23 protein-coding genes and 1 tRNA gene are annotated in these 20404 nt (G+C 73.2%); 13 read left to right on the forward strand and 11 right to left on the reverse strand.

The genetic code is table 11. The annotated features are described in order from the left end of the window. Window position 1 precedes the first annotated feature (1 nt). On the reverse strand, window positions 2-739 hold the full coding sequence (locus ACFYZY_RS07575; protein ID WP_388690413.1) for an RDD family protein: 738 nt from the start codon (window positions 737-739) through the stop codon (window positions 2-4). 92 nt (window positions 740-831) lie between these two features. Further along, window positions 832-2253, reverse strand: coding sequence for an RDD family protein (locus ACFYZY_RS07580; RefSeq protein ID WP_388690416.1), 1422 nt, complete (start codon window positions 2251-2253; stop codon window positions 832-834). Between the two features lie 344 nt (window positions 2254-2597). On the opposite strand from ACFYZY_RS07580, the gene ACFYZY_RS07585 reads away from it, so the two are divergent. Continuing rightward, the gene (locus ACFYZY_RS07585; protein ID WP_388690419.1) at window positions 2598-3089 is read left to right on the forward strand and encodes an SsgA family sporulation/cell division regulator; all 492 of its coding nucleotides are present in this window, start codon (window positions 2598-2600) and stop codon (window positions 3087-3089) included. Window positions 3090-3117: 28 nt separating this feature from the next. On the opposite strand, the gene ACFYZY_RS07590 is transcribed toward ACFYZY_RS07585, so the two are convergent. Further along, a complete protein-coding gene (locus tag ACFYZY_RS07590; RefSeq protein ID WP_388690421.1) occupies window positions 3118-4521 on the reverse strand; it encodes an FAD-binding oxidoreductase in 1404 nt (467 codons plus the stop codon). Between the two features lie 98 nt (window positions 4522-4619). Between ACFYZY_RS07590 and ACFYZY_RS07595 the strand changes: the two genes are divergently transcribed. Continuing rightward, the gene (locus tag ACFYZY_RS07595) at window positions 4620-5978 is read left to right on the forward strand and encodes a hypothetical protein (RefSeq protein ID WP_388690424.1); all 1359 of its coding nucleotides are present in this window, start codon (window positions 4620-4622) and stop codon (window positions 5976-5978) included. 340 nt (window positions 5979-6318) lie between these two features. Here ACFYZY_RS07595 and hppD read toward each other — a convergent pair whose 3' ends face one another. Beyond that, window positions 6319-7464 carry a 4-hydroxyphenylpyruvate dioxygenase gene (gene hppD, locus ACFYZY_RS07600; protein ID WP_388690427.1) on the reverse strand — a complete coding sequence of 382 codons (1146 nt, stop codon included), beginning with the start codon at window positions 7462-7464 and terminating at the stop codon, window positions 6319-6321. Between the two features lie 121 nt (window positions 7465-7585). Here hppD and ACFYZY_RS07605 point away from each other — a divergent pair, with 121 nt between their 5' ends. The 4 genes from ACFYZY_RS07605 to ACFYZY_RS07620 all read left to right on the forward strand — a co-directional run bounded on the left by ACFYZY_RS07605 (window position 7586) and on the right by ACFYZY_RS07620 (window position 10401). After that, window positions 7586-8053 (forward strand): Lrp/AsnC family transcriptional regulator, encoded by a 468-nt coding sequence (locus ACFYZY_RS07605; protein WP_388690430.1) that lies wholly within the window; start codon window positions 7586-7588, stop codon window positions 8051-8053. A gap of 104 nt (window positions 8054-8157) precedes the next feature. Beyond that, window positions 8158-8739, forward strand: a complete 582-nt coding sequence (locus ACFYZY_RS07610) for an ArsR/SmtB family transcription factor (RefSeq protein WP_388690433.1) — start codon at window positions 8158-8160, stop codon at window positions 8737-8739. A 118-nt stretch (window positions 8740-8857) separates the two neighbouring features. Continuing rightward, window positions 8858-9046 carry a hypothetical protein gene (locus tag ACFYZY_RS07615; RefSeq protein WP_388690436.1) on the forward strand — a complete coding sequence of 63 codons (189 nt, stop codon included), beginning with the start codon at window positions 8858-8860 and terminating at the stop codon, window positions 9044-9046. 35 nt (window positions 9047-9081) lie between these two features. After that, window positions 9082-10401: an MFS transporter gene (locus ACFYZY_RS07620; protein ID WP_388690438.1), complete on the forward strand. Its 1320-nt coding sequence runs from the start codon at window positions 9082-9084 to the stop codon at window positions 10399-10401. On the opposite strand, the gene ACFYZY_RS07625 is transcribed toward ACFYZY_RS07620, so the two are convergent. From ACFYZY_RS07625 to ACFYZY_RS07650, 6 genes are all read right to left on the reverse strand, one after another. Continuing rightward, window positions 10355-11149, reverse strand: coding sequence for a S16 family serine protease (locus ACFYZY_RS07625; protein WP_388690441.1), 795 nt, complete (start codon window positions 11147-11149; stop codon window positions 10355-10357). The genes ACFYZY_RS07620 and ACFYZY_RS07625 overlap by 47 nt on opposite strands. 191 nt (window positions 11150-11340) lie before the next feature. Beyond that, window positions 11341-11982 carry an IclR family transcriptional regulator gene (locus ACFYZY_RS07630; protein ID WP_053648453.1) on the reverse strand — a complete coding sequence of 214 codons (642 nt, stop codon included), beginning with the start codon at window positions 11980-11982 and terminating at the stop codon, window positions 11341-11343. A gap of 495 nt (window positions 11983-12477) precedes the next feature. Then, window positions 12478-14274: a DEAD/DEAH box helicase gene (locus tag ACFYZY_RS07635; RefSeq protein ID WP_388690636.1), complete on the reverse strand. Its 1797-nt coding sequence runs from the start codon at window positions 14272-14274 to the stop codon at window positions 12478-12480. Between the two features lie 130 nt (window positions 14275-14404). After that, window positions 14405-14776, reverse strand: coding sequence for a type II toxin-antitoxin system death-on-curing family toxin (locus ACFYZY_RS07640; protein WP_388690445.1), 372 nt, complete (start codon window positions 14774-14776; stop codon window positions 14405-14407). Then, complete coding sequence (locus ACFYZY_RS07645) at window positions 14773-14970, reverse strand: Arc family DNA-binding protein (protein ID WP_388690448.1); 198 nt, start codon at window positions 14968-14970, stop codon at window positions 14773-14775. The genes ACFYZY_RS07640 and ACFYZY_RS07645 overlap by 4 nt, the downstream gene beginning before the upstream one ends. A gap of 32 nt (window positions 14971-15002) precedes the next feature. Next, window positions 15003-16511, reverse strand: a complete 1509-nt coding sequence (locus ACFYZY_RS07650; RefSeq protein WP_388690451.1) for an MFS transporter — start codon at window positions 16509-16511, stop codon at window positions 15003-15005. A gap of 199 nt (window positions 16512-16710) precedes the next feature. Between ACFYZY_RS07650 and ACFYZY_RS07655 the strand changes: the two genes are divergently transcribed. From ACFYZY_RS07655 to ACFYZY_RS07675, 5 genes are all read left to right on the forward strand, one after another. Beyond that, window positions 16711-16782: transfer RNA gene (locus ACFYZY_RS07655), tRNA-Cys, on the forward strand. A 251-nt stretch (window positions 16783-17033) separates the two neighbouring features. Further along, window positions 17034-17279 carry a hypothetical protein gene (locus tag ACFYZY_RS07660; RefSeq protein ID WP_388690453.1) on the forward strand — a complete coding sequence of 82 codons (246 nt, stop codon included), beginning with the start codon at window positions 17034-17036 and terminating at the stop codon, window positions 17277-17279. After that, complete coding sequence (locus ACFYZY_RS07665; protein ID WP_388690456.1) at window positions 17248-17772, forward strand: DUF6879 family protein; 525 nt, start codon at window positions 17248-17250, stop codon at window positions 17770-17772. Before ACFYZY_RS07660 ends, ACFYZY_RS07665 begins: the two co-directional genes overlap by 32 nt. A gap of 63 nt (window positions 17773-17835) precedes the next feature. Then, on the forward strand, window positions 17836-18642 hold the full coding sequence (locus ACFYZY_RS07670) for a helix-turn-helix domain-containing protein (protein WP_388690458.1): 807 nt from the start codon (window positions 17836-17838) through the stop codon (window positions 18640-18642). A gap of 90 nt (window positions 18643-18732) precedes the next feature. Continuing rightward, complete coding sequence (locus ACFYZY_RS07675) at window positions 18733-18942, forward strand: hypothetical protein (protein ID WP_388690461.1); 210 nt, start codon at window positions 18733-18735, stop codon at window positions 18940-18942. A 12-nt stretch (window positions 18943-18954) separates the two neighbouring features. Here ACFYZY_RS07675 and ACFYZY_RS07680 read toward each other — a convergent pair whose 3' ends face one another. Next, window positions 18955-19185 (reverse strand): GntR family transcriptional regulator, encoded by a 231-nt coding sequence (locus tag ACFYZY_RS07680; RefSeq protein WP_388690464.1) that lies wholly within the window; start codon window positions 19183-19185, stop codon window positions 18955-18957. Window positions 19186-19387: 202 nt separating this feature from the next. On the opposite strand from ACFYZY_RS07680, the gene ACFYZY_RS07685 reads away from it, so the two are divergent. Next, window positions 19388-19717 (forward strand): hypothetical protein, encoded by a 330-nt coding sequence (locus ACFYZY_RS07685; protein WP_388690467.1) that lies wholly within the window; start codon window positions 19388-19390, stop codon window positions 19715-19717. Then, a complete protein-coding gene (locus ACFYZY_RS07690) occupies window positions 19714-20016 on the forward strand; it encodes a hypothetical protein (protein WP_388690470.1) in 303 nt (100 codons plus the stop codon). Before ACFYZY_RS07685 ends, ACFYZY_RS07690 begins: the two co-directional genes overlap by 4 nt. Window positions 20017-20404 lie beyond the last annotated feature (388 nt).

Genomic DNA, 20404 nt, shown 5'->3' on the forward strand with positions numbered 1-20404 from the left:
CTCATCGCGGGACGGAGACCACCACCGTCTTCGCGGCCTTGTCGTGCAGACCCTGCTTGTAGGGCTTGTCGACCAGGATCAGGATCAGCAGGAGCAGCGGCCACAGACAGGCGCAGCAGATCAGCGCGGGCAGCCACAGCACCACGGCGCGCAGCAGCGACTGGTTCATCGGGGGCGTCGAACCGTCGTTGAGCATCGCGACGCGCAGCTTCATCAGCTTCTTGCCGACGGTCTGGCCGTTCCTGGCCGTCAGGACCGTGTCGTACGCGACGTACGCGACGATCGTGATGAGCTGGAAGACGAGCTGCCCGCCCCCGTCGAAGCCGCCGACCGCGTCCCCGAAGTCGTCGTCGGACGTCACCCGGTCGTAGATCCTGAACGGGATGCCGATGAGCGCGAGCGGCACCGCGACGATCACCCAGTCGATGAGCCGGGCGAGGACGCGCCGGCCGGTCTCGGCGAGCGGCGGCATTCCGGAGAGCGGATCGGTCCCGCCGTAACCGCCACCGTAGCCGTTCCCGTACGGGGGCGGGGGCGGGCCGCCGTACGGGGAGCCGTAGGGGTCACCGGGCGGGGTCCCGTACGGGTTCCCCGGCGGAGGGCCTCCGGGGGGCGGTCCTCCGGGGGGCGGTCCTCCGGGCGGGGGCTGGCCTCCGGAGGGCGGCGGGGGCTCCTGCGGCCTCTTGAGGAACGGGTCCTCCTCGGGCGGCTGGCCGGACGGCGGCTGGTCGGTGCTCATGGGGGCAGTGCATCCCGGGCGGAACGGCCCCGCAAGGAATCACCGCCCGTTCGGGGGACCGGCCGCCCCGCCGCCCGGCCCCGGCCGTTCCCTCAGCGGGCCACGAAGGTGCGGGCGGCCTTGTCGTGCCAGCACTGGCGCCACGGGCGGTCGAAGAGGCACCACAGGACGTTGAGGAGACCGACGGCCAGAAGGCCCAGGACGCTGTAGACGAGCCAGCGCCGCAGGGCCGCGCCGAACCCCGGCGGCTCGTGCGCCTCGATGTCCCGCACCTCGATCCCGCAGAGCTTCTTGCCCAGGGTGCGGCCCCACTTGGCGGTGGGCAGCGCCTCGTACAGGGCGCCGATGACGAACAGCGCGGCCAGCGCCAGGCCGAACTGGACGGAGGTGGTCGAGTCCACCAGCCAGACCTGGACGGTGGTGCCGGACCGCCGGGCCGCCTCGATCTTGGCCTCGATGTGGTCGAGGGCGGCGGTCACGAGCGGGAGGGCGGCCGCGCCGACGAGCCCGCCCAGGACGACGGAGTCGATCAGCCGCGCGAGCAGACGCCTGCCGAGCCCGGCGGGACGCGCGGACGCCTGCGCGCGGGCCGCCCGGAGGAAGGGGTCCTCGACCGGAGGCTTCCAGGGGATGACCGGCTGCGGCTGAGGCTGCGGCTGCTCCTGGGCGGGGGGCAGGGGCTGGAGCCCCGCCTGCGGCGGTTGCTGCTGTGCCCAGGGGGCGGGGGCGGGGGCCTGCGCCCGGGTGGGCGCGGGGGCCGGGGCCGCCGGCGTGGGCTGCGGGGCCGGTGCGGGGGTGGGGACCGGTGCGGGGCCGGGGGCCGGGGTGACGGGCATGCCGCCGAGGCGGGCGGCTCCGCCGGCCGCGCGGGGGTCTGCCGTCCGCTCCGGGACGCCGGCGGGCGCCTCCTCGGGCCCGTTCCCGCCCGCGACCGGCCACTCCGCCGGGCTGCGCGGATCGGCGGCGCGGGGCGCGCCCCAGGAGACCTTCCGGTCGCGGTCACCGCCGAACCCGGTCTGCCGGGAGGCGTCCGCCTGCCACGCCGGGGCGGGCTCCGGCACGGCCGGCTCCTCGTCGAGGAAGACGGGCCCGGTCTCCTCGACCGCGGGGACGGCGGCGGGAGCCGGGACCTGGGCCGGGGTCGGGGAGGGCGCCCGCCCCTGGTCGGGCACGTGCACGGGGGCCCGGGACGCGGGGGGCTGGGACCGGGCCGGTGTCCGGTCCGGCACCTGCGCCCGGTCCGGCGACTCCACCCGGTCCGGCGCCTGCCCCTGCGCCGGCACCGGGGCGGCCGGCCGCGCGGGGGCGGAGACCTGTGCGGGGGCGGGCGCGGCGGCCGGGCCGCCCTGGGCCACCGGGGCGGGCGAACGGGTCCCGTCCTCCGGCGGGGCGGGGCGGCTCGTGCCGGGAACCCAGGCGCTCCCGTTCCAGTACCGGATGTACCCGGGAATGGACGGGTCCGGGTAGTACCCCGCCTGCGGTACCTCTCCGCCGCCTCCAGGAGGAGTAGCCACTGCCCCGACTCCGTTCAGTCACAACGCCTTTGATCCGCACGGCAGCACGCCGGGCGTGCCGCGCCCAGGGACGACAGTAACGAAGAACACCGCCGGGGGGAGAAAGAGCCCGCGAAGAAAGCCCGTCTTCGGGCGACGGACCCCGGAATCGGTCACTCACGGTCACGCTGGGGCCGATGCATCCGGTCCGTTCGGCCCCGGGAGCATGCCCGGAACGCGGCAGGGCACACGGGGGCGGAAAAACTTCCCCGAAAAAACTTCCCGAAGTCGCGTAATGAGCCGCGGGGACCCCGCTCTCTCCTGGTGAAGGCCCGTCCGGGGCCACCGCGAGAAGGAGTACGACCATGCAGAACACCGGCCACACCACCGTCGAGCGCGAGCTGGAGCTGAAGTTGGTGCTCTCCCCCGAACGCGCCGTCCCCGTGCCCGCCCGCCTCGCCTACCGCACCGGTGACCCGTACGCGGTCCACATCACCTTCCACATCGGCACGGACCACCCGGTCCACTGGACCTTCGCGCGCGAACTGCTCGTGGAGGGCGTCTTCCGGCCCTGCGGCCACGGGGACGTCCGCGTCTGGCCCACCAAGGTGGACGGCCGCGGGCTCGTCCTCATGGCGCTCTCCTCCCCCGACGGCGACGCCCTCCTCGAAGCCCCGTCCGCGCAGGTGTCCGCCTGGCTGGAGCGGACCCTGCGCGCCGTGCCGCCGGGCACCGAGTCCGAGCGGCTCGGCATCGACGACGGGCTCGCCGAACTCCTGGCGGCCACCGTGGCCGCCGACGACCTGTGGCTGCGCGACCCGTGGCCGTCGGACGAGTCGCGGGACGGCGAGCTGTGACCTCCGTACGGAGACGCGCCGGGGGGCCTCAGAAGAGCTTTCCGGGGTTGAGGAGGCCGAGCGGGTCGAAGGCCGCCTTGATCCCGCGCTGGAGTTCCAGGCCGACCGGCCCCAGCTCCCGGGCCAGCCACTCCTTCTTGAGGACGCCCACGCCGTGCTCGCCGGTGATCGTGCCGCCGAGGGCGAGCCCGAGCGCCATGATCGCGTCGAAGGACTCGCGGGCCCGCCGCGACTCGTCCTCGTCGGCGGGGTCGAAGCAGACGACGGGGTGGGTGTTGCCGTCGCCCGCGTGCGCGCAGACGCCGATGGTCAGGCCGTACTCCTCCGCGACGGCCGCCGTGCCGGCGAGCATCTCAGCGAGCCGGGTCCGGGGCACGCACACGTCGTCGATCATCGTCGCGGGCCTGAGCGTCTCCAGGGCGGTGAGGGAGAGCCGGCGGGCCTGGAGGAGGAGTTCGGACTCGGCGGCGTCGGCGGCCGGGACGACCTCGGTGGCGCCCGCCGCCGCGCACAGCTCCCCCACGGCGGCCAGGTCGGCGGCCGGGTCCGGGGTGTCGAAGGCACACAGGAGCAGCGCCTCGGTGGTGTCGGGCAGGCCCATGCGCGCCATCGCGTTGACGGCCCGGACGGTCGTACGGTCCATCAGTTCGAGGAGCGAGGGGGTGTGGCCGCGCTCCATGATCGCGCAGACGGCCGCGCAGGCGGCGGCGGTCGAGGGGAACTCCGCGGCGAGCGCGAGCTGGGCCGGGGGCCGCGGCCTGAGCGCGAGGACGGCCCGCACGACGATGCCGAGACTGCCCTCCGAGCCGACGAAAAGCCGGGTCAGGTCGTACCCGGCGACGCCCTTGGCGGTGCGCCGGCCGGTGCGCAGGAGCCGGCCGTCGGCGAGGACGACGTCGAGGCCGAGGACGTATTCGGCGGTGACCCCGTACTTCACGCAGCACAGGCCGCCGGAGGCGGTGCCGATGTTCCCGCCGATGGTGCACATCTCCCAACTGGACGGGTCCGGCGGGTAGTACAGGCCCCGTTCGGCGACGGCGCGGGACAGGACGGCGTTGATCACGCCCGGTTCGACGACGGCGATCCGGTCGACCGGGTCGATCTCCAGGATGCGGTCCATCTTCACCAGGGAGAGCACGACGCAGCCGTCGGAGGCGTTGGCGCCGCCGGACAGGCCGGTGCGGGCACCCTGCGGGACGACGGGGACGCGCAGTTCGGTGGCGGTCCGCATGACGTGCCGGACCTGTTCCACGGTGCGCGGGAGCACGACGGCCGCGGGGGTGCCGGCCGTGCAGAAGCCCGCCATGTCGTGGGCGTAGGAGGCCGTCACGTCCGGATCGGTGAGCAGGGCCTCGGGGGGCAGTCCGGTGCGCAGGCGCTCGTGGAGCCGTGACCGGAGGTCGTCCTTCTGCTGCGTCGGAAGATCGTCCATGCGTCCAGCGTGGCACCCGGGGCCATCGGTGTGAACCCGCCGGAGGGAGCGCTTCGGGCGTTCTTCGCGGCGGCGGGCGCGGGCGCACAGTGGGCGCCATGGAGAACCGGAACGCGTGGAGGACGGTCCTGGTGGCCGGAGCGGGCGCGACGCTCGCGGCGACGGCGCTGCTGTGCGCCGCGGAGTTCGCCGGCCAGGAGCCGCCGCCCCCGCCGGGGCCGGTGGAGCGGGCGGTGGCCGCGGCCCGCGCGGGCGCGCAGGCGGCGCTCCCGGATCTGGCCGCGCTGATCGCGGACCGGGAGGAGCGGCTGCGCGCCCGCCCGGACGACGGGGCGGCCTGGGCGGAGCTGGGCGCGGCGTACACGGAGCGCGGGACGCGCCTCGGGGACGTACGGGACTACGCGCGCGCCGGGGAGGCGCTGCGCCGCTCCCTCGGCGGACGTCCCGCCGCGCGCGGCGGGACGGCGGCGCGGCTGGGCCTCGGGGTGCTCGCCGGGGCGCGGGGCGACTGGCGGACGGCCGGGGAGTGGGGCGAGCGGGTGCGGAAGGCGGAGCCGGGGCACTGGCGGGCGTACCCGCTCCTGATCGACGCGTACAACGGCCTGGGGCGGTACGAGGAGGCCCGGAAGGCCATGGAGCGGCTGGAGGAGCTGCACACGGGCGCGGTGGTGCGGGGGCGGGCCGCGCAGTCGTACCGCGACCGGGGCTGGCGCGAGGACGCCGACGCGGCGGCCCTCGACGCGGCGGCCCTCGCGGAGACGGACGCGGAGGGGACGGCGGCGCTGGCGCGGGCCGGGGACCTGGCGTGGGAGCGGGGGGAGCCGGAGGAGGCCCTCGGCCGGTACGGGGCGGCGCTGCGGCTCGACCGGGACCACGGGCCCTCGCTCGCGGGCCGGGCGCGGGCCCTCGCGGCCCTGGGGCGCACGGACGAGGCGGTGCGGGACTGGCGGGCGGCCCTGGCCCGGCTGCCGCTGCCGGAGTACGTCCTGGAGGCGGGCGAGCTGTACGAGGCGCTGGGCCGGGAGGAGGAGGCGCGGGCCCTGTACGAGCGGCTGCGGACGGGGACGTGGGCGCGGGCGGAGGCGGCCCTGGGGCTGCTCGGCGCGGACCACGGCGACCCGGCGGGCGCGGTCGCCGCGCTGAGGGCGCAGTGGGCGCGCGGGCACCGCTCGGTGGAGGTGGCGGACGCGCTGGGGTGGGCGCTGTTCCGGTCGGGGCGGGCGGAAGAGGCCCTGGGGTACGCGAAGCGGGCCACGGACGAGGGGCGGCGCAGCGCGCTCTTCTCGTACCACCGGGGCGAGATCGAGCGGGCCCTGGGGCTGACCGGCCCGGCCCGCCGCCGTCTGGCGGAGGCCCTGCGGATCAGCCCGGTGTTCTCGCCCCTGCACGCGCCGAGGGCGGCGGAGGCCCTGGCGGCGCTGGGCGAACCGCCGGACGAGCTGCCGGAGGGGCTGTGACCGGCGGGGCCGCGACCGGGGCCGTGGCCGGCGGGAGACGTGGCCGGGGCCGTGGCCGGCGGGAGACGTGGCCGGGGCCGTGGCCGGCGGGAGCCGTGGCCGACGGGGCCGCTACCGGTGAGGGCCGTGGCCGACGGGGGCCGCTACCGGCAGGGGCCGTGGCCCGCAGAGGCCGCTACCGGCGGGGCGGGCACGCGCGCGTGGCGTCCGAGACGCGCCGGGAGGCGCGGGAGCCCCGTCGTCTCCCGCGACCCCGGCCGGCGGGGCGGGCACGCGCGCGTGGAGGGGCGCGGGGGTCCGGGGTGCTGCCCCGGGCCCCCGCGCCGCGCGGAGGCGGGCCTCAGAGGTTGCCGCGCTTCTCCTGCTCGCGCTCGATCGCCTCGAACAGGGCCTTGAAGTTGCCCTTGCCGAAGCCCATCGAGCCGTGGCGCTCGATCATCTCGAAGAAGACGGTCGGGCGGTCCTGGACCGGCTTGGTGAAGATCTGGAGCAGGTAGCCGTCCTCGTCGCGGTCCACCAGGATCTTCAGCTCGCGCAGGGTCTCGACCGGGACGCGGGTCTCGCCCGCCCACTCGCCGAGGGTGTCGTAGTACGAGTCGGGGGTGTCGAGGAACTGGACGCCGGCGGCCCGCATGGTGCGGACGGTGGCGACGATGTCGTTCGTGGCGAGCGCGATGTGCTGGACGCCGGCGCCGCCGTAGAACTCCAGGTACTCGTCGATCTGCGACTTCTTCTTCGCGATCGCGGGCTCGTTGATCGGGAACTTCACCTTGAGGGTGCCGTCCGCGACGACCTTGGACATCAGCGCCGAGTACTCGGTCGCGATGTCGTCGCCCACGAACTCCTTCATGTTCGTGAAGCCCATGACCTCGTTGTAGAAGCCGACCCACTCGTTCATCCGGCCGAGTTCGACGTTGCCGACGCAGTGGTCGATGGCCTGGAAGGTGCGCTTGGCCGGGGGCTCCACGATCGGGTTCGCGGAGACGAAGCCCGGCAGGTACGGGCCGTCGTAGTGGGAGCGCTCGACCAGGGTGTGGCGGGTCTTGCCGTAGGTGGCGATGGCGGCGAGGACGACCTTGCCGTGCTCGTCCTCGACCTCGTACGGCTCGGCGACGCCGGTGGCGCCGTGCTCGACGGCGTACGCGTAGGCGGCGCGGGCGTCCGGGACCTCGATCGCCAGGTCCACGACGCCGTCGCCGTGCTCGGCGACGTGCTCGGCGAGGAAGCGGCCCCGGTCGGTGGACGCCTTGATGACGGAGGTGAACACGAAGCGCGCGGCACCGTTGGTGAGGACGTAGCTCGCGGTCTCGCGGCTGCCGTTCTCCGGTCCGGAGTAGGCGACCAGCTTCATGCCGAAGGCCGTGGAGTAGTAGTGGGCGGCCTGCTTGGCGTTGCCGACGGCGAAGACGACCGCGTCCATTCCCTTCACGGGGAAGGGATCGGCCTGCCGCGCCGTGGAGGGGGTGTGATCGATGGTCTCAGTCATGGGAGAAGCGTCCCGCCGGTTCGCAAGGTGCGCAATAGTTCGCTGATCCTCTGGTCAATGTGTACAGCGATCCGCCAAGGTGGCCGTGCGACTTGTACATCCTGACCACGGGGAGGCCGCTGTGGCGATCGATCATCTGGACGGACGGCTGATCGCGCTCCTCGCGCGCGAGCCGCGCATCGGCGTCCTGGAGGCGTCCCGGCGGCTGGGGGTGGCGCGCGGGACGGTGCAGGCGCGCCTGGACCGGCTCCAGTCGGCCGGGGTGATCCGGGGGTTCGGCCCGCAGGTGGACCCGGCGGCGCTGGGCTATCCGGTGACGGCCTTCGCGACCCTGGAGATCAAGCAGGGGCAGGGCGCGGACGTGCGGGGGCACCTGGCGACGGTGCCGGAGGTCCTGGAGCTGCACACGACCACGGGCCACGGCGACATGCTCTGCCGCCTGGTCGCCCGCTCCAACGCGGACCTCCAGCGGGTGATCGACAAGGTGGTGGCCTTCGAGGGGATCGTGCGGGCGTCCACGGCGATCGTGATGGAGAACCCGGTGCCGCTGCGGATCATCCCGCTGGTGGAGCAGGCGGCGGGCGGGTAGGCACGAGGGGCCGACGCGGAGGAGTCAATGCAAAAAGGACTCTGCAAAGAAGAGGATGCAAAGAACCCCTTGCAACTCTTTCTTTGCAACTCTACGATTCAGGCATGTCCGAGCCCGAAGAGCACCTGAGCCGTACCTTGAACCCGCGTTCCCTGCGCGGGCTCGCCCACCCGCTCCGGATCCAGCTGCTGCGCATCCTTCGCCGGAGCGGTCCCGCCACCGCCTCCCAACTGGCCGAGCGGCTCGGCGAGTCCAGCGGCGCGACCAGCTACCACCTGCGCCAGCTCGCGGCCCACGGCTTCGTCGAGGACGACCCGGCGCTCGGCAAGGGCCGGGAGCGCTGGTGGAAGGCGACCCTGCAGAGCACGACCTTCGACGAGTCGCTCTACAAGAACCCGGACCCGGAGGTTCGGGGCGCCATCGCGGTCTACACCCACGAGATCGCCAACATCCACACCCAGGAGCTGAACACCTACCTCGGCACCCGGCACGACTGGCACGAGAGCTGGCTCGGTGCCTCCGACATGAGCGACTTCACGCTGCGCCTTCCGGCCGAGAAGCTGCGCGAGCTGGACGAGCGGATACACGCGCTCATCGAGTCGTACCAGGACGTCGAGGAGAAGGACGCACCGGACGCCGAGCGCGTGCGGATCCACTTCCACGCGTTCCCGCAGCGCGAGGACTGATCCGAGCCCCGCCCCGCGCGTCCGTCGGCTACTGCGCCGCCCGCCCCTCGCCCCACCGCCCTCACCGCAGCGCTCCATCCTCACCGTCACCGCCCGCACCCACGGAAGGACCCGCATCATGCATCCCGACATCCACCTCCAGCTGCACGCGCTGACCGCCGAGGAGCTCCGGCACGCGGCCGCCGTCACCCGACCGGTCTCCCCCGCGCGCGTCCCGGCCCTCCGCACCCAACTGGGCTGGAAACTCGTCGAGCTGGGCCTGCGGCTGGTCACCCCCGCCCACCACCCGGCCGCCTTGGCCGCGTGAGCGAACCGGGGGGAGCGGGGCCGGGGGGACACCACATGACGACAAAAGCAAAACAGAACGGCCGCACTCCGCTGGTCGGCGTCCTGGCCTCCAACACCGTGTCGGTCACCGGCAATTCACTCACGCTCATCGGCGTCCCGTGGTTCGCGCTGGAGACCACGGGAAGCCCCGGCAAGGCCGGACTGGTCGCCTTCTGCGCGGCCGTCCCCGTCGTGCTCGCCGCCGTCGCCGGCGGACCGGTCATCGACCGCCTCGGCCGCCGTCGAGTCAGCATCACCTCCGACCTGGTCTGCGGCCTCGCGCTCACCGCGATCCCGCTCCTGCACCAGACAGGGCTCCTCCGGTTCTGGATGCTCTGCGCGCTGATGGCGGTCACGGGCCTGTTCCACGCGCCCGGCGAGATGGCCCGGCACGTTCTCGTCCCCGACCTGGCCGGGCAGGCCGGGACCTCACTCACCCGGGCCGCCAGCCTGTACGACGCGGTGGCGCGCGGGGCCCGGATGACGGGCGCCGCGATCGCCGGTCTGCTCGTCGCGTTCATGGGCCCCGGCACCGTGCTGTACGTCGACGCGGCCACCTTCGCCGTCTCCGCGCTGCTCGTCACGGCGACCCTGCGCGGGGTGCCGTCGGCGGAACCCCTGCGCGCCGGACCCCGGCTCTCCGTCGCCCGCTATCGCGCCGATCTGCGCGAGGGGTACTCCTTCCTGTTCCGCGCCCGGCTCATGCTCGGGATCACGGCCATGGTGATGGTGACCAACGGACTCAGTCAGAGCTGGAGTTCGGTGCTGCTGCCGGTCCACTCCCGGGAGAATCTCGATGGACCCGCCGCGCAGGGCCTGCTCGTCTCGGTCTTCGCCGGCTGCGCCCTGGCGGGCGCCCTGCTCTACGGGGCGATCGGGGAGCGTTTCCCGCGCCGGGCCGTGTTCACGGCGGGCTTCCTGATAGGCGGCGCCCCGCCATATGTGGTGGCCGCCCTTACCGACACCACCGCGCCGCTCCTGGTGACCCTCGCGGCGTCGGGGCTCGGCGTCGGGGTCCTCAATCCGATCCTGACCACCGTTGCCTACGAGCAGGTGCCCGACGAGCTGCGCAGCCGGGTCATGGGCGCGAGTACGGCGGGCGTGCTGCTCACGAACCCACTGGGCGCGCTCGTGGCGGGTCTCCTGGTCGAGCGGGGCGGGCTGACGGCGACGCTGCTCGGGATCGGGACGCTCTACTTCCTCGTGACGCTCTCGCCGATGCTCTTCCCGGCCTGGCGCGGCATGGACGCCCCGCCGAAGGCCGGCCCCACCGGCCCCGCCGAGGACGTCAGCAGGACGGGACCTTCGACTCCTGCCCCTGCCCCAGGGCCCTGAGGGAGGCCACCGCGTCGTCGAGGGCGGTGACGGGAACCAGCCGCAGCCCCTTCGGCAGCTCGGCCTCCGCGTCCGAGCACTCCGCCTTCGGCACCAGGAAGACGGTGGCGCCGTCCCGGGCGGCGGCCTGCGTCTTGAGGGAGACGCCGCCGACGGCGCCGACCTTCCCGTCCGGGGCGATCGTGCCCGTACCGGCGACGGTCCGGCCGCCGGTGAGGTCGCCGCCGGCGCCGTTCCCGTCGAGCTTGTCGACGATGCCGAGGGAGAAGAGGAGACCGGCGCTGGGGCCGCCGATGTCCGCGAGGTGCAGGGTCACCTTCACCTTCGCGGGGTCCTTCTTCAGGTGGCCGAGGGCGGCGAGCGCGGCGGCGTCCTGCGACTCCTTCATCTGGCCGAGGTTGTGCTCCTCGACCTCCGCGTCCGACTTCCCCGAGGGGTAGACGGAACTCTTCGGCAGGACGGCCCGGTCGGTGCGGAACCAGGCGTCGGCCACGTCCGTGAAGCGGATGTCCGCGGACGGCCCGGTCGCGAGGATCGTCGTCATCCTCAGCTGCCCGCCGGTCTTCCGGACCGGGGCGCCGGTGATGGTGATGACCTCCTGCCCCCTGTCCGCGCCGAGCACGTCGGCGGTCGAACCGGGCTGCGCGATCGCGTACGGCAGCGGCGCGAGCCCGACGGCGGCGAAGAGCGCGACGACGGGCAGCGCGCAGAGCGCGAGGGCGCGGGGACGGGAGAGGCTGGAGAACACGCCCCCAATCTACTGGGGCGCGCACCGGGGCGGGGGCGGGGGCGCACGCCGGGGCGGGGCCGGGCGCGGACCGCTCCTCGTCACGGCCGTGTTCCAGGTCCGGGGGCGCCGGCGCCCCCGGAGAGCGCCGGAGGTACCGTGCCCCGCATGACGTCCGACGCCACGCCGGGCTGACGGCACCGTCCCGCGCCTCAGCGGAGCGCGTCCGCGACCTCCCGGGCCGCGTCCACCACGCGGGGTCCCACCCGCTCCGGCACCGCGTCCGCGAGCATGACGACGCCGACGCTGCCCTCGACGCCGGTGACGCCGACCAGCGGGGCGGCCGCGCCGCTCGCGCCGGCCTCCAGTTCGCCGTGGGTGAGGGTGTAGCCGGGTTCGGTCAGGCCGCCCTGGCGGGCGGCGAGGATCGCGCGGCCGGCCGCGCCCCGGTCCAGCGGGTGGCGGAAGCCGGCCCGGTAGGCCACGTGGTAGTCCGTCCAGGTCGGTTCGACGACCGCGACCGCCAGCGCCTCCGCCCCGTCGACCAGGGTGAGGTGGGCCGTCGCCCCTATGTCCTCGGCGAGCGAGCGCAGCGCGGGCAGCGCCGCCTCCCGCACCAGGGGGTGGACCTGGCGCCCGAGCCGCAGCACGCCCAGGCCGACGCGGGCGCGCCCGCCGAGGTCGCGCCGGACGAGGGCGTGCTGTTCGAGCGTGGCGAGGAGGCGGTAGACCACGGTCCGGTTGACGCCGAGTTTGTTGGACAACTCGGTGACGGTCAGACCGTGGTCGGTGTCGGCGAGCAGCTTGAGGACTCTGAGTCCCCGGTCGAGCGTCTGGGAGGTCTCCGCGGTCACGACGCCCTCTCCTTCGGAGTGAGTGGAGGCGGGACTCTCACGGGGGTTGCCTCGCCGGTCCCGCGGCGACGCACGTCAGAGGCCGCCGGCAGGAAGGGGTACACCGGCTGCGCTCCGCGGCGGCGCTGCCACGGGGCGATTGCTTTTGAGCCGGGACAGTAGCGACCCGCTCCGCTCAGCGGAAGACCTCGTCCAGAATCCGGTCATGGGCGACCGGATGAAGGCGGTTCGGGACTTTTACCGGTCCGACGAGGGACTTCGGCGGACAAGATCGGCTTTGTCGCGCGGGGGCGCGGGGCGGTCCGCGGACCGGCCGGGAGGGTGGTCGGGAGGGGGGCGAGGGGGCTCGGGAGGTCGGTCACGGGATCGCCGCCCGGGCCCCGCTCAGGTCCCCGCCCGGGCCCCCGCCCAGACCCCCGCCCCGGTCCGCGAGCGACGCGGCCGGGGCCCGTACGCGTCTCCGCGCACGGGCCCCGGCCGGCCGTTCACAGGGGGTCACCGCATACGGGTGGCCCACTCCTGCACCTTCTTGATCCGTTCCCGGATCTGCCCGGCGGTGGCCTCCGCGCTCGGCGGGCCGCCGCACACCCGGCGCAGCTCGGTGTGGATGACGCCGTGCGGTTTGCCGCTCTGGTGGACGTACGCGCCGACCATCGTGTTGAGCTGCTTGCGCAGTTCGAGCAGCTCCTTGTGGGAGACGACGGGCCGCCGCTCGGCGGGCAGTTCCAGCAGGTCCGCCTCGGTGTCCGGCTTCTTGCGGCTGTGCGCGATCTGCCGGGCCTGCCGCTTCTGGAGGAGGAGCTGGACCTGGTCGGGTTCGAGGAGTCCGGGGATGCCGAGGTAGTCCTGCTCCTCCTCGCTCCCGGGGTGGGCCTGCATGCCGAACTCGGCGCTGTTGTAGAGGACGCGGTCGAAGACGGCGTCGGACTCCAGGGCCTCGAAGGGCAGCATGTCCTGCTCGCCGGTGTCCTCGTCCTGCTGCTTCTCGGCCTCCGCCATCTCCTTCTCGGACTCGGCGTACGGGTCCTCGTCCTCGCCCGCCTTCTTCGGCCGGTCGAGCATGTGGTCGCGCTCGACCTCCATCTCGTTGGCGAAGCCGAGGAGGCTGGGGATCGTGGGGAGGAACACCGAGGCGGTCTCGCCGCGCCTGCGGGAACGCACGAAGCGGCCGACGGCCTGGGCGAAGAAGAGCGGGGTCGAGATCGTCGTCGCGTACACCCCGACCGCGAGGCGCGGGACGTCGACGCCCTCGGAGACCATGCGGACCGCGACCATCCAGCGGTCGTCGCTCTCGCTGAACTCGTCGATGCGGCCGGAGGCGCCCGCGTCGTCGGAGAGGACCAGGGTGGCGCGGTGGCCGGTGATCTCGCGGATCAGCTTGGCGTACGCGCGGGCCGACTCCTGGTCGGAGGCGATCACGAGGCCGCCCGCGTCGGGGATGGACTTGCGGACCTCGGTGAGGCGCCGGTCGGCGGCGCGCAGCACGTTCGGCATCCAGTCGCCGCGCGGGTCCAGGGCGGTGCGCCACGCCTGCGAGACGGCGTCCTTGGTCATCGGCTCGCCGAGGCGGGCGGCGATCTCGTCGCCCGCCTTGGTGCGCCAGCGCATGTTGCCGCTGTAGGAGAGGAAGATGACCGGCCGCACGACCCCGTCGCCGAGGGCGTTGCCGTAGCCGTACGTGTAGTCCGCGGACGACCGGCGGATGCCGTCGTTCCCCTCCTCGTACGTGACGAAGGGGATGGGGTTGGTGTCGGAGCGGAAGGGGGTGCCGGTGAGCGCGAGGCGGCGCGTGGCGGGCTCGAACGCCTCCAGGCACGCCTCGCCCCAGGACTTGGAGTCACCGGCGTGGTGGATCTCGTCCAGGATGACGAGGGTCTTGCGCTGCTCGCAGCGGTTGCGGTGGAGCATGGGCCGGACGCCGACGCCCGCGTAGGTGAGGGCGACGCCGTCGTACTCCTTGCTGAGCGGCCCCGCGCTGTACTCCGGGTCCAGCTTGATCCCTATCCGCGCGGCGGCGGCGGCCCACTGCTTCTTGAGGTGCTCGGTGGGCGCGATCACGGTGATCTGCTGCACGACGTGGTGGTGCAGGAGCCACGAGGCGAGGGTCAGCGCGAAGGTGGTCTTGCCGGCTCCGGGGGTGGCGACCGCGAGGAAGTCGCGGGGCTGCTCCTGGATGTACTTCTCCATCGCTCCCTGCTGCCAGGCTCGCAGCTTTCCGGCGGTGCCCCAGGGGGCGCGGCCGGGGAAGGCGGGAGAGAGGTGGTGTGAGGAGGTGGCGGTGGTAGTCACGATCTCCGGTTCGGCGCTCGTCCAGATATGACAACCGGGCCACCTTACCGGCGGCCGGGCCCGGTCCTCGTACCCGGCGGGAGGTCTGCCACCCGGGTGCGGCAAGCGTCACACTTCACGTCGCGGTCCCGGTTCAGCGCGCGAACCGGGGCAGTTGTGCGGCGATCTTGGGGACGTCGAGGGCGCCCTGGCAGACGTCCAGGACGAACGCCTCCGCTTCGTCGACGTCGAAGGCCGAGTCCAGGGGATGTCCGTTCAGGTGGAGGAAGACCCAGGTCGCGTACCAGGCGATGCGCTTGTTCCCGTCCACCAGCCCGTGGTTCCGGGCGAGCGATTCCATGAGCGCCGCCGCCTTCTGCCAGACGTCCGGGTAGGCGTCCTGGCCGAACACGCTCGACTTCGGACGCGCCAGGGCGGAGTCGAGGAGACCGTAGTCCCGCACGTCGTCCGCACCGAGCCGCCGCGCGAGGTTCAGGAGCTCGGGAAGCGTGAGGTAGTACGTCACGCGAGCCTCCGGTTCAGCTCCTCACTGGCCTTCAGCACGTGTTCGGCCGCCTCGTCGAAGAGGCGCGCGTGCTCGTTCACGGCCCGGATCACGGCGTCGTGCGCGAAGGACTGCATACTGCGCCCCTCCGCCTCGGCCCGCTCGCGCAGGGCGTCCAGCTCTTCCTCGGTGAACCTGACGTTGAGACCGGCCATGACGTCATGGTACCGCGCGGTACCACGTGGTGTCAGGAAGCTTTCGGGCCCCCGGGCCGTCCCGGCTCCCCGTGCAACCGCGTGGCGACCCACGCCCCCGCCGCCGCCACCGCGGCCATCGGCAGGAAGACCGCCGCGAAGGCTCCCGGGTGGGAGCCGGTGGCGGCCGTGGAGGAGGTCACGGCGTGGCCCACCGCGCCGCCGCCGAGGGCCGCGAAGGCCGCGCCGCCGATCGCGAGCAGCAGGACGTTGGAGAGGCCGTCGGAGATCTGGAGGGCGGCGGAGTTCGTCCCCGCCTCCTCGGGCGCGGAGAGCTTCAGGAGGAGCACGCTCGTGGAGGAGATCACGGCGCCCATGCCGAGGCACCCGAAGGCCCAGGCGACCGCGACGGTCCACACCGGGACGGCGGTGATCAGGACGCTCGGCGCCGTCAGGATCGCGAGCGCGACCAGGACCATGCCGAGGACGACGAGGCGTTCCCGGTACGGCTCCGTCCACGGCCGGGACTGGATCCAGGAGCCCAGCGCCCAGGTGAGGCCGCCGACGGCCAGGGAGAGGCCGGCGAGGGTGGGGCTCAGGCCCCGCTGGGTGACCAGCATCAGGGGTACGAAGGACTCGGCGGCGATGAAGGACCCGGCGGCGACCCCGCGCAGCAGGACGACCGAGGGCAGCCCCCGGGCGGCCCGGTAGGTGCCGTGCGGCAGCAGGCCGCGCACGGCGGGCACGAGGAGCGCGGCGCCCGCGGCGGCGGGGACCAGGGACAGCCAGCGCAGCTCCTGCCCGGCGTACTGGAGGAGCCCGGCGCCCGCGGAGATGCCGAGGGCGAGCCGGACGCGGCGCCGGTTCCAGGGGACGGGCGGCGCGGACGGGTCGGCGGGTCCCGAGGCGGTCCGGCGTATCGCGGGGAGCGCGAGGGCGAGCGGCAGGACGACGAGGACGGGGATGCCGGTGAAGACCCAGCGCCAGCCCAGGTGCTCGGTGATCGTGCCGGAGGCGAGCGGGCCGACGACCGAGGGGACGACCCAGCTCGCGGCGAAGGCGGCCATGATCGCGGGCCTGAGGTGTTCGGCGTAGGCGCGGCTGACGACCACGTACAGGGCGACGATGACCAGGCCGCCGCCGAGGCCCTGCACGGCCCGCCCGAGGACGAACAGCCACATGGAGCCGGCGGTCCCGGAGAGGAGCAGTCCGGCGGCGAAGGCGGAGATGCCGGTGGTGAGGGGTGCCAGCGGCCCGTTCCGGTCGGACCACTGGCCGGCCAGGACCATGGCGAAGAGGCTGGTGGTGAAGTACGCGGAGAAGGCGAAGGCATAGACGGAGACGCCGTTCAGCTCGCGGGCGGCGACGGGCATGGCCGTGCCGACGGCGGTCGCCTCGAAGGCGATGAGCAGGACGACGGAGACGATGCCGATGCTGAGCGCCCGGTGGGCCGGGTCGAGGACGGACCCCGGGGCGTCGGGGCGGTCGGTACGGGGGCCGGTCCGGGGACTTCCGGCGGTGGCGGCGCCGGTGTCGGCGTCGCGGGGTTCGAGGGCGCTCATCACCCCAGGGTAAGAGGTGTAGACCTGAATGACCCCTGTCGGAGGACCGGTGCCCGCTCGGTCCTCCGACGTACGACCGCGAACGGAGTGTTGCGGGCGTGTGGCAGTCGCGTGGCACGGCCCCGCACGCCCTTGAGCCCCCGCGGACCGCCCGCCTACGGTCGTACCAGCGCACCACCGCACGACCGCGCCACCTCACGACCGTGTGCCCGAGTGGCTCAGGGACTCGCCTGCAAAGCGGGTTACGCGGGTTCGATTCCCGCCACGGTCTCCCGGACGCTCCGGTCCTCCTCGGAGCACGACGGCCCCGGACCTCCCGGTCCGGGGCCGTCGTCGTACGGGGCCGGGAAGCGGCCCACCGCCGCGTCGTCGACGAAGAAACGGCGAAGCGGGACACGTCCACCCGGAGCCGGGACGCCTATCTCCCCCTCGCGGATTGGCCGAGGGAGCTCTTGACCGTGCTTGGTCGAGCGACTGACGCTCGTGCAACCAGACGCAACCGAGTAGTCAGGGAGCAAGACCATGGCTCTAGTCTTCTTCGGCAAAGATCCCGACAGTAAGTTGGAAGACTGCCCGTCCGTGTTCGTGGACGACGCAACGGCAGACCTGGTCTTCCAGGGCTGGAAGGCCGACGAGGCCACCGAAGCGGAATGCCGACAGGTGGGGAACCTCCCCGACACGGAGGCCGTCGTCAGGATTCCGGCCCGCATGGTGCCGCTGATCAGGAAGGCCCTCGATGACGCAGAGGAACGTGCCCGCGTTCTCTGATCTCCTGGCGGAAGCCCAGCACTCCGTGGTCCGCATAGAGATGCGGGACCACTACGGAGTGGAGGGAGAGGCAGCGGAGTTCGCCGCGTGGCGGGAGCACCGCACCATCGCGCCTGACGCGGCGGAGAACGCGCGGCCCTGGACGGAGATGATCCAGTCGGCGGTTCGGCGGGGCGTACGGGTGCAGCGGGCGCGGATCGTGTCCCTCCCTCCCTCTGAGTACATCCGGTTCGAGCACGCCAGTACCTTCCTGAACCTGGCAGCCGGCGAGGAGGTTCGCTGGCTCCCGCGTCGACTGGCTACCGGCCTGGCCCTGCCCGGAACGGACTTCTGGCTGTTCGACGACCGGCTGCTCCGGTTCGGCCACCTGTCTGGAGACGGGGCAGTGATTGGACACGAACTGAACGACGACCCGGCAACCGTGCGGCTCTGCTCCGACGCCTTCAAGGCGGTTTGGGAACTCGCCACCCCACACGAGGAGTTCGCGATCTGAGCACGGTGACGTAGTCCATTGCCCATCCCCCAGTCCTCCAGCGCCGCTCAGGCACGTACCGCCGTGGCTGAGCGGCTGAAGGAGCTCCGGAAGGACGCCGGCCTCCACGGCCACGAGCTGGCCTCCCAGTGCGGCTGGCACAAGTCCAAGGTGTCGCGACTGGAGAACGGCGTCACCGCCCCTTCGGATCAGGACATTCGCGCTTGGTGCGGAGCGTGCGGCGCCGATGACCAGGCCGCCGACCTCATCGCACGCTCCCGGACCGCCGAGGCCGCGTACGTGGAGTGGAGGCGAATCCAACGAGGTGGCCTCCTGCCCATGCAGGAAGCCTCCCGCAAGCTCAACGACCGGACCAGGCTCCGACGTGCGTACGCGTCCTTCTTGGTCCCCGGCCTCTTCCAGACGCCGGCGTATGCCACGGCGCTGTTGCGTACCGTCGGCACGTTCCACGACATCCCCGACGACCTCGAAGCCGCCGTGGAAAGCCGTATGAAGCGCGCCCGCGTCCTCTACGAAGGAGACCACCGCTTCACCATGTTGCTGGAGGAGTCCGTCCTCCGCTACCAGATCGGGGACGCCGAGTGCATGGCGGGCCAGCTCGGGCACCTGCTCTCGGTCATGTCGTTGCCCGCCGTCTCCCTCGGGATCATCCCTACCGGGCGCCCCAGGACCGGCATGTGGACCCTGGAGTCCTTCAACGTCTACGACGATCGGCGCGTCTTGGTGGAACTCCTGTCAGCCAAGATCACCGTCACCGCCCCCAGCGAGATCGCCCTCTATCTGAAGGCGTTCACGGAACTGCACAAGATGGCTGTCTACGGGGGACAGGCCCGTGCTCTGATCGCGAACGCCCTGGAAGCGCTGGGCTGAGAACCCGCGTGCAACCACGTAGAACTCACTTGGGTCCGATCCCTCCGGTTTCCTAGCGTGGCTGTCACGCAGACGACGCGAGGAGCGAGCATGGCCGAGTCGATCGCCACACCCAAGACCTACCCGAGCGCTCCGGTGGTGCTGCCGGACCGCGCGAGCGAGCAAGAGCCCTCCCCCGTCGACGGATGCGCCGGATGTGCCGAGCTGGCCGACGTGCGCGCTCGCGCTCGGCGAGGCGGCGACATGACCACGGTGTCCGACTGCAACGCCCTGATGCGCAGGCATCCCGAGGGGCACTGACGGCCGGGGCCGTCACTCCTCCTTGGTGACGAACGAGCCCCGACCCAGCTCGGTGTAGATCCGGCCCTCTTCGCGCAGGGCGACCACGGCCTTCTGCGCAGTGGACTGACTGACGTCGAACTCGGCGGCGATGTCCACCGTGCCGGGGAAGCGTTCCCCTGCCGGGTACTTTCCAGCGTCAAGACGGCGACGGAGTTCGTCTGCCACCTGCGGCCATACGGGCTTGCTGCGGTCGAGATCCATGACGTCAGCGTCCGCGCTTACGCGCCATTGAGCTATCGCGGTAGTGCGGTTTCGCGGTACCGCGATATCGCGTAAGATCACCATGCCCGCCCGAGTGCAACAGGCAACGGCACGACAGCTCGACCAGTACCCACACAAGAAAGACCCCGGCGAGGTGGCCAGACCTCCCGGGGCGTGGCCGATCACCCAAGGAGTGACCGACGTGCGTAGCGTACTTTCCCTCTTCCTCGCGTGGCTCGTGCCCTCCGCGGGCAGGCGCCGGGCCTGTGCCGACAGACCGGCGAACGGACGCGCCCCTCCCACGGCTTCTCCGGCGCGGCGGCTTCTGATCACGAGCAAGCCGGTCGGCGCAGGGCTCTCCGTCCTCCGCTCCCCCCGAGAGCCCCGGTACCTGCGCGGCGAAGACGTGGCGCTGGTCCGCCCCTACTACGTCCGCTTCGAGGAGGAGCAGGAGCGCCGACGCCGGCGTGACCGGCGCACGGCCCTGTTCCTCGCCACGGTCGGCATCGACTTCCAGGGGACCCCGGCATGAGCGGGAACCCCCGGCGCCGGCAGAAGCCGCTCCGGATGTGCTCGGACTGCGGGCGGATCACCGACCAGCCGATCGCCATCCGGCACGTCGAACCCGAGGACGGGATCGGCTGGAGCCTGTACGCGTGCCTCACGTGCGCGCCCGAGCACATGAGCGTGCCCGGCGCCCGGCTCCTCTGGCTCTCCCACGCGGCAGATTGCCGGGAATGCAACCATGAGGCCGAGTGTGCGACCAGTTTGATTCTGCGCCAGGTCTTCGCATCGGAGGTCAAGACCAGCGCCGGGGACGAAGCGGTATGACGTCCCCACCAGAACGGAAGCACCGGGTACCCCGGGCCGGCCGTACGGGTGGCGGGAAGCCCCGGTCCATCTGGTCGTTCGGGGATCTGTGCGGCTACTGCTGCGGCAGGCACTCCGTCTGGTGCCCGGACTGCGGCGGCTTCGCCGGGTGCGGAACGTGCAGGCGTGCGCTCGAGGTCCCCTGCCCGGCCTGCTCGGGCGGCCTGCTGGAGAAGTGGGCCCCGTGACCAAGGTTGTTCGGCTCTGACCACCGCTCCGGCCCTCCCCGGACACGGCGACGGGCCCCGGCCCCCCCGGTCGGGGGCCGGGCCCGGGTCCGGGCCCACGGGGGGGGCCCCCCCCCCCCCCGGCGGGGGGGGGGGGGGGGGGTGTACCGGGGGGCCGGGGC

This window comes from Streptomyces sp. NPDC001744 (assembly GCF_042892575.1).
GTDB lineage: Bacteria > Actinomycetota > Actinomycetes > Streptomycetales > Streptomycetaceae > Streptomyces.

What these genes read in the sequence shown, in the direction of transcription:
- ACFYZY_RS07575 (WP_388690413.1), bottom strand. Translation starts at nt 739, where the DNA reads ATGAGCACCGACCAGCCGCCGTCCGGCCAGCCGCCCGAGGAGGACCCG.
- ACFYZY_RS07585 (WP_388690419.1), top strand. Translation starts at nt 2,598, where the DNA reads ATGCAGAACACCGGCCACACCACCGTCGAGCGCGAGCTGGAGCTGAAG.
- ACFYZY_RS07590 (WP_388690421.1), bottom strand. Translation starts at nt 4,521, where the DNA reads ATGGACGATCTTCCGACGCAGCAGAAGGACGACCTCCGGTCACGGCTC.
- ACFYZY_RS07595 (WP_388690424.1), top strand. Translation starts at nt 4,620, where the DNA reads ATGGAGAACCGGAACGCGTGGAGGACGGTCCTGGTGGCCGGAGCGGGC.
- hppD (WP_388690427.1), bottom strand. Translation starts at nt 7,464, where the DNA reads ATGACTGAGACCATCGATCACACCCCCTCCACGGCGCGGCAGGCCGAT.
- ACFYZY_RS07610 (WP_388690433.1), top strand. Translation starts at nt 8,158, where the DNA reads ATGTCCGAGCCCGAAGAGCACCTGAGCCGTACCTTGAACCCGCGTTCC.
- ACFYZY_RS07615 (WP_388690436.1), top strand. Translation starts at nt 8,858, where the DNA reads ATGCATCCCGACATCCACCTCCAGCTGCACGCGCTGACCGCCGAGGAG.
- ACFYZY_RS07620 (WP_388690438.1), top strand. Translation starts at nt 9,082, where the DNA reads ATGACGACAAAAGCAAAACAGAACGGCCGCACTCCGCTGGTCGGCGTC.
- ACFYZY_RS07645 (WP_388690448.1), bottom strand. Translation starts at nt 14,970, where the DNA reads ATGGCCGGTCTCAACGTCAGGTTCACCGAGGAAGAGCTGGACGCCCTG.
- ACFYZY_RS07650 (WP_388690451.1), bottom strand. Translation starts at nt 16,511, where the DNA reads ATGAGCGCCCTCGAACCCCGCGACGCCGACACCGGCGCCGCCACCGCC.
- ACFYZY_RS07660 (WP_388690453.1), top strand. Translation starts at nt 17,034, where the DNA reads ATGGCTCTAGTCTTCTTCGGCAAAGATCCCGACAGTAAGTTGGAAGAC.
- ACFYZY_RS07665 (WP_388690456.1), top strand. Translation starts at nt 17,248, where the DNA reads ATGACGCAGAGGAACGTGCCCGCGTTCTCTGATCTCCTGGCGGAAGCC.
- ACFYZY_RS07675 (WP_388690461.1), top strand. Translation starts at nt 18,733, where the DNA reads ATGGCCGAGTCGATCGCCACACCCAAGACCTACCCGAGCGCTCCGGTG.
- ACFYZY_RS07680 (WP_388690464.1), bottom strand. Translation starts at nt 19,185, where the DNA reads ATGGATCTCGACCGCAGCAAGCCCGTATGGCCGCAGGTGGCAGACGAA.
- ACFYZY_RS07690 (WP_388690470.1), top strand. Translation starts at nt 19,714, where the DNA reads ATGAGCGGGAACCCCCGGCGCCGGCAGAAGCCGCTCCGGATGTGCTCG.